This window comes from Lactococcus hircilactis (assembly GCF_009601015.1).
Classification (GTDB): Bacteria; Bacillota; Bacilli; order Lactobacillales; family Streptococcaceae; genus Lactococcus; species Lactococcus hircilactis.
The window spans coordinates 1-6,008 of record NZ_WITJ01000033.1; the positions used below are offsets into that span (position 1 = coordinate 1).

The window sequence follows — 6,008 nt, forward strand, 5'->3', positions numbered from 1 at the left end:
ACACCGTCAAAGACAACACCGTCAAAGGCAACACCGCCCATTTTTTATCAGAGATACAATTTTTACGAACTCAATTAGAAAATAAAGATACTCAAATCTTACAAATGCAAAATCTTTTAGATCAACAACAACGTCTAGCCTTACAGGATAAAAAATTACTAGAAGAGTATAAATCAGAAATCAATAAATTGAAAGCTCTTAAAATGCCTCAGGAGGATATGAAAGATGGCTCGTCGATAAGGGGTGAGGCGCAGGAAGAAATTGAACGACTAAAGGCTCAATTGAAGTTATCAGAAGAAGAACGAAACAAGGCAAAAGAAAAAGAGCCTGTAAAAACAGAATCTAAAAAATGGTGGCAACTATGGCGAAAATAGATGATTCAGTTAAAAAGAAAGTTCCAGAATTAAGGTTTTCGGGATTTACGGATGATTGGGAAGAGCGTAATCTTGGTGAGTGGTCCGATGTTCGTGATGGAACACACGCTTCACCGAAGTATATTAAGCAAGGTCACCCAATGGTTACATCTAAAAATCTAACCGATTCTGGTTTAGACATGTCCGATGTTTCTTATTTAACTGATGAAGATTTTAATGAAATTAACCAGCGATCAAAGGTTGATATCGGAGACATATTATTCGGAATGATTGGAACAATCGGAAAACCTGTAATCGTTGATAGAGATGACTTTGCAATCAAAAATGTTGCATTGATTAAAGAGAAAACATCGCCAGAAATTATCAATACCTGGCTAATTCAATATTTAAAGTCGCCCTCATTTGAACGCTTTATCCAAAAGGAAAATGCCGGTGGGACCCAAAAGTTTATTGCTTTGGGTTTGATTCGTGATATGAAGCTGATGACACCTAGTGTTCAGGAACAGGCCCGCATTGGTGAACTGTTAAATCATCTGGACAACCTTATCGTTGCTAACCAGCGTAAGTTAGATTTATTGAAAGAGCAGAAAAAAGGCTACTTACAAAAATGTTTGCTTAACAAATTTAGGACTCTACATTATGGAAATTATTAAAAAATATTTAAAGATACTTGCTAATATTTTTTTGGCAGCTATAATTATCTTACTAATTGTTAGTTCATCTTCTTCATGGCAAGATCAGAGAGAGTTTTCTAGAGGAGAAAAAAATACTGCTATAGCAAAAATTAAAGTTGATAGAAACAATGTTAAAACTTATAATTTCTCAGAAAATTCCTATGGGGTAGATGCATCTAAGTCAAAATTCAAAAATAATGATACAGTGAAGGTGTATTTTCTAAAGAAAAAGCCATATATTGTTTCTGAAAATCCATATATTTACCACTCAACGACTGAAATTATCATTCCGATAATTTGGAGTGGGATATTCAGCACTATACTAATCTATAATTTTTCGAGAAAAAAAGGGTTATAATTAGATAATAACTCCTATAAAATCAAATAAAAACACCCCCTATAATCTTATGATTAGATTATAGGGGGTGTTTTTATGTTTTAGTGATATAATGGCTAATATATGGAGTGTAATTATATTTGAGGAGATACAAATGAAAAAAAGAATTACTATATTTTCTATGATAGTTGTTTTTGTCGGTATAGGATTAGGATACTACTTTGGAATTGCAAAACCACATCAGGAAGCGGTTGATAATTTTAATAGTGCTTATAAGCCTATCAAAGAAAAAAATAAATCTTTGGATAAAATTATTCAAGATGCAGAAAAAAGTCTAAAAACTAACGAATTACCACTGGACAATTCAACTAAAGCAAACCTTGACAATGTTTTAAAGCAATCCCAGAATGATATGGTCATAGTTCCCAAAATCCCCACTAAAACTTCTGATATTAACAAATTAATAAAGGATTTGCCAAAAACAGTTGACTATAGTGATAACCAAAAATCATTGAAATTGGCTTTATCTAATTTTAAAGAATCAATCAATAAAAATAAGTTGGTGACTAATCCATCTTCAGATTTTGTAATAAAAAAATTAAAATCGATACCTACCATTACAGGAGTTGAAGCAGTAACCGAAAGCAATGATCCCAATGGATCATTGAATAAACCTGGGGGGTACACCTCTGCTATTTATTTTACAGACTCTGAAGTACAAGATCAAATAGATGGATCAGATATTATTGCTAAAGGTACTGATGCAGGGGGACAAATTGAAGTGTACAAATCACCTGAAGAAGCGCAAAAACGCAATACTTATTTATCAGCATTCGATGGGGCAGGATTATTCAACTCTGGGTCTCATGAAGTTTGTGGTACATGTGTAATTAGAACCTCAAGTAAACTAACTGCAACTCAACAAAAAGAATTAACTAAAAAAATAGTTGATAGTCTAACTCAATTATAAAAAATATGGTTCTGTTGCAAAGTTTTCCAAAAAATCTATTCTTGTGTAAAATTGAGAAAAAAGACAGAGAGGACAGAGTAATGAATCATTTTAAAGGCAAACAATCAAGATAAGAAGAAACGCTCTTCGAGCGTTTATAAAAAAGCCTAAAAGGCTTTTTAATTTTCTATTCTTCGCCAGAGGTGATGTTATCCTTAAATCTTAGAGTCACTATTGTATAATTTAGACAAAGGACAAAAACATGAAAAAACGCTACTCAAAAGAATTTAAAGATACCCTTATCATAATGCCAGTCTTGAATCTTGGCATGGACATTTAAAAAGAGAGTGGGTGTATCAATTTAAATATAAGAACTTTGAAGAAGCCTATCAGAGTATTTTCTGGTACATCGAAGCCTTTTATAATTCAAAACGAATCCATCAAAGTTTAGGGTATCTTACACCTAATCAATTTGAAAAGGTAAGTGCTTAAAATAAAGGGTCTTCGGAATATATAGTGGAATTACTTTCTTAATAGTTTAAAAACAACTGGTGTTTAAATCGGATTTTCTGGTGGGATGTTAGGATAATCAATAGTATTATATAAAAGTATCAATCACATACGAGTGATACTTTGGGAAAAAAATAAAATAGTCCAATTTACTTGACCGTGTACTATGGTACACGGTTTATAATATTCATGGGGTGAAATAAGATGATTTATTGCATTAGTGAGTTTGCAGATAAATGTGGAGTTAATAAAGAAACGATCAGATATTACGAGCGAAAAAATTTATTACAAGAACCTCACCGAACGGAAGCTGGTTATCGGATATATTCATATGATGACGTTAAGCGTGTTGGGTTTATTAAACGAATACAGGAACTTGGTTTTTCTTTAAGCGAGATTTATAAATTACTTGGTGTTGTAGATAAAGATGAAGTTCGTTGTCAAGATATGTTCGAATTTATTTCTAAAAAACAAAAGGAAGCGCAAAAACAAATAGAGGATTTAAAACGAATTGAAATGATATACATCTTTCCGAAAAAGTTTGCTTTTTCTCAAAGCATGGCTATAAATAATTGTTAGTCCATTCTTAAGGTCGATAACACTTTTCAATACCGACCCTAATACCGACCTCAATACTGAACAAAAAAAGCCACCTGATTTCAGTGGCCCAATTAATATATTTAAAATCTTTATAAAGGAGGATTCCTCAGATGTATCTGGTTGAGCGAATATCAAGCTTTCTGATTGGCTCGTGGTATATAACGAGTTGGTCATTGAGTTTCAACCTAGTTTGATACATTTGATTGGAGCATAATTTAATTTCATATTCTCAAAAGATGAGAAAAATTTATATTATCCCAAAAATTTCGTAATACTATCTGCAACATTTTGAATTTGTTCAGGAATGTTTTCGGTTATACCTCCTGCAACATTTTGAAATTGTTCGGGAATGTTTTCGGTTATACCTCCTGCAACATTTTGAATTTGTTCGGGAATGTTTTCGGTTATACCTCCTGCAACATTTTGAATTTGTTCAGGAATATTTTCGGTTATATTCCCCAAAATTTCTTGTGCTTGTTCAGTTAAGTTTTGAAATATATTTTTAAACATTTATAGCTCTCCTTCTATATCTTTTTTATTTGGCAATAATAATCTCAATGAATTTAGCAGAACAACCAGCGTACTTCCCTCATGCAATGTTATGCTTAGTACCACCGAGGTATTTTTCCATAGACTAATATACACTAAAAATAGAACAACTAATAAAGCAAATATTATATTTTGAGTTACAATATTTTTTAATCTTTTAGAAGTTTTATGTGCACTCACAAAATTACCAAGGTCATTATTCATTAATACTACATCTGCAGTTTCTATAGCTACATCCGTGCCATCTCCCATCGCAATACCTACATCTGCTACAGCAAGTGCTGGTGCATCATTCACACCATCTCCGATCATCGCGGTTGGACCATATTTTTCTTTATTTTCATTTATTATTTTTGCCTTTTCATCAGGCATTACATTTGCCTGCACATCTCTTACGCCTAACTGTTTCCCAATTGCCTTTCCCGTTAATACTGCATCACCAGTTATCATAATAGTCTTTATTTGATTCTTATTTAAATATTGAATTGCCGAAATTGCAGTCTTTTGAGGAGTATCTTGAATTGCTATTAAGCCTTCGACTTTATCGTTAACAGCAATAAATACCACCGTTTTTCCTTCATTTTCAAAGTTTTCCTGTTTTTCAATCCATTCTTGACTTACGATTTTAAAAGCACTTGGTTTAGCAATTCGATAGCTTTCTCCTTGGTAGGTTGCGCTCAACCCTGTCCCAAGTTCATTTTCTACTTTGATATCGTAGTCAACTTTTTGAATTTCAAATTTATTAACTATAGCATTTGCTAATGGGTGATTACTTTGCTTTTCCATTGCTACTAATGTATTTCTAAAGGATTCACCATCAAGTTCGGGATTAAAATAGAAATCTACTACTTTTGGTTTTCCTTCTGTCAATGTTCCTGTTTTATCAAAAGCGACAGCTTTTAAATTAATTAAATTTGAAAGAAAATTACCACCTTTAAATAGTATTCCTTGTTTTGCTAAAGATGATATTCCAGCTAATGTTGCAGGAATTGCAGCAACAGCTAATGCACATGGTGAAGCAGAGACTAGAAAGACTAAACTTCTTGAAATTGTTTCCGTTAATGTCCAGCCTAAAAACATTGGAGAAAATATAATTAAAGCTAAAAATATTACTAATACTCCGTTGACATAGTGTGGTTCAAAACGTTTTATGAAATCGGCAGTTGGTGAAAGGTTATTTTGTGACTCTTCAACCATAGTTAATATTTTAGAAAATACTGTATCCTTGCTATCCTTGGATACTCTCATAGTGAATGTACCTGTACCATTAATGGTTGAACCAAAAACAATATCACCAACATTTTTTTCTCGAGGAATACTTTCACCATTTATGGTTGACTCATCAATGCTTGTTGAACCATTAAGTATGATACCATCAGTTGGAACTTGCGCTCCATTCAAAACTTGAAGTCTATCACCTATTTTTAATTTATCAATCGAAACTACTTCTATATTTCCCTCATTATTAATTAAACGAGCTTCCGTAGGATTTAGTTCTATTAGTTTAGTAATTTCCCGTTTACTTTTTCCCTCAACATATTCTTCAAGAAAGTGTGCCCCTGCGAATATAAAGATTAGTAGAGCAGCTTCAACGGCTTCTCCTAAGAAAATTGCACCTATTGCGGCAAGTGTCATTAAAATATGCGTATTAGGAGTAAATCTTTTCTTTTTGACTGTCTCTTTTATGGTATCATCTATCCCTTCAAGCATTACATGATATCCCGATAAAATAGTTGCTATTATGCTAATTAAAACTCTGACTGTACTTGATATTGGGAGTAATAATCCGATGATAAAAATTATTATTCCGATAAAATATAAGCGTAATGCTCTCTTTTCTTTTAAAGCTGTAATTAAGCTTTTCATATTAGATACCTCTTCTAAATGATATACCCGAATTGCTAGTTAATTTCATTGGAAAATAAATAAGTCGTGCTATCCTAATCTTAAACCACTAAGCATTAGAAAGCGCACGACTTATATGACTTATAATAGCACACTTCCAAAAGTTTTTG

6 protein-coding genes and 2 pseudogenes are annotated in these 6,008 nt (G+C 32.5%); 6 read left to right on the forward strand and 2 right to left on the reverse strand.

Features of this window, described 5'->3' with window-relative positions; genetic code table 11:
* The 6 genes and pseudogenes from GHI93_RS12590 to GHI93_RS12615 form a co-directional block, all read left to right on the forward strand.
* Positions 1–374, forward strand: a pseudogene (locus GHI93_RS12590) (RepB-like protein); the annotation flags it as partial.
* Positions 362–1,027 carry a restriction endonuclease subunit S gene (locus GHI93_RS12595; RefSeq protein ID WP_153497333.1) on the forward strand — a complete coding sequence of 222 codons (666 nt, stop codon included), beginning with the start codon at positions 362–364 and terminating at the stop codon, positions 1,025–1,027. The pseudogene GHI93_RS12590 and the gene GHI93_RS12595, both read left to right, overlap by 13 nt.
* A complete protein-coding gene (locus GHI93_RS12600) occupies positions 1,014–1,406 on the forward strand; it encodes a hypothetical protein (protein WP_143466365.1) in 393 nt (130 codons plus the stop codon). Before GHI93_RS12595 ends, GHI93_RS12600 begins: the two co-directional genes overlap by 14 nt.
* 133 nt (positions 1,407–1,539) lie before the next feature.
* Complete coding sequence (locus GHI93_RS12605) at positions 1,540–2,355, forward strand: EbhA (RefSeq protein WP_153497332.1); 816 nt, start codon at positions 1,540–1,542, stop codon at positions 2,353–2,355.
* Positions 2,356–2,628: 273 nt separating this feature from the next.
* Positions 2,629–2,826: pseudogene (locus tag GHI93_RS12610) on the forward strand (IS3 family transposase); the annotation flags it as partial.
* A gap of 222 nt (positions 2,827–3,048) precedes the next feature.
* Complete coding sequence (locus GHI93_RS12615; protein WP_343030378.1) at positions 3,049–3,423, forward strand: MerR family transcriptional regulator; 375 nt, start codon at positions 3,049–3,051, stop codon at positions 3,421–3,423.
* A 273-nt stretch (positions 3,424–3,696) separates the two neighbouring features.
* Here GHI93_RS12615 and GHI93_RS12620 read toward each other — a convergent pair whose 3' ends face one another.
* Both GHI93_RS12620 and GHI93_RS12625 read right to left on the reverse strand, forming a co-directional pair.
* A complete protein-coding gene (locus GHI93_RS12620; RefSeq protein ID WP_153497346.1) occupies positions 3,697–3,954 on the reverse strand; it encodes a hypothetical protein in 258 nt (85 codons plus the stop codon).
* Positions 3,955–5,859, reverse strand: a complete 1,905-nt coding sequence (locus tag GHI93_RS12625; RefSeq protein ID WP_003134160.1) for a heavy metal translocating P-type ATPase — start codon at positions 5,857–5,859, stop codon at positions 3,955–3,957.
* Positions 5,860–6,008 lie beyond the last annotated feature (149 nt).

Bases quoted from the DNA above. Each gene is read 5' to 3' on its own strand.
- GHI93_RS12605 (WP_153497332.1), top strand. From the start codon at position 1,540: ATGAAAAAAAGAATTACTATATTTTCTATGATAGTTGTTTTTGTCGGT.
- GHI93_RS12620 (WP_153497346.1), bottom strand. From the start codon at position 3,954: ATGTTTAAAAATATATTTCAAAACTTAACTGAACAAGCACAAGAAATT.
- GHI93_RS12625 (WP_003134160.1), bottom strand. From the start codon at position 5,859: ATGAAAAGCTTAATTACAGCTTTAAAAGAAAAGAGAGCATTACGCTTA.
- GHI93_RS12615 (WP_343030378.1), top strand. From the start codon at position 3,049: ATGATTTATTGCATTAGTGAGTTTGCAGATAAATGTGGAGTTAATAAA.
- GHI93_RS12595 (WP_153497333.1), top strand. From the start codon at position 362: ATGGCGAAAATAGATGATTCAGTTAAAAAGAAAGTTCCAGAATTAAGG.
- GHI93_RS12600 (WP_143466365.1), top strand. From the start codon at position 1,014: ATGGAAATTATTAAAAAATATTTAAAGATACTTGCTAATATTTTTTTG.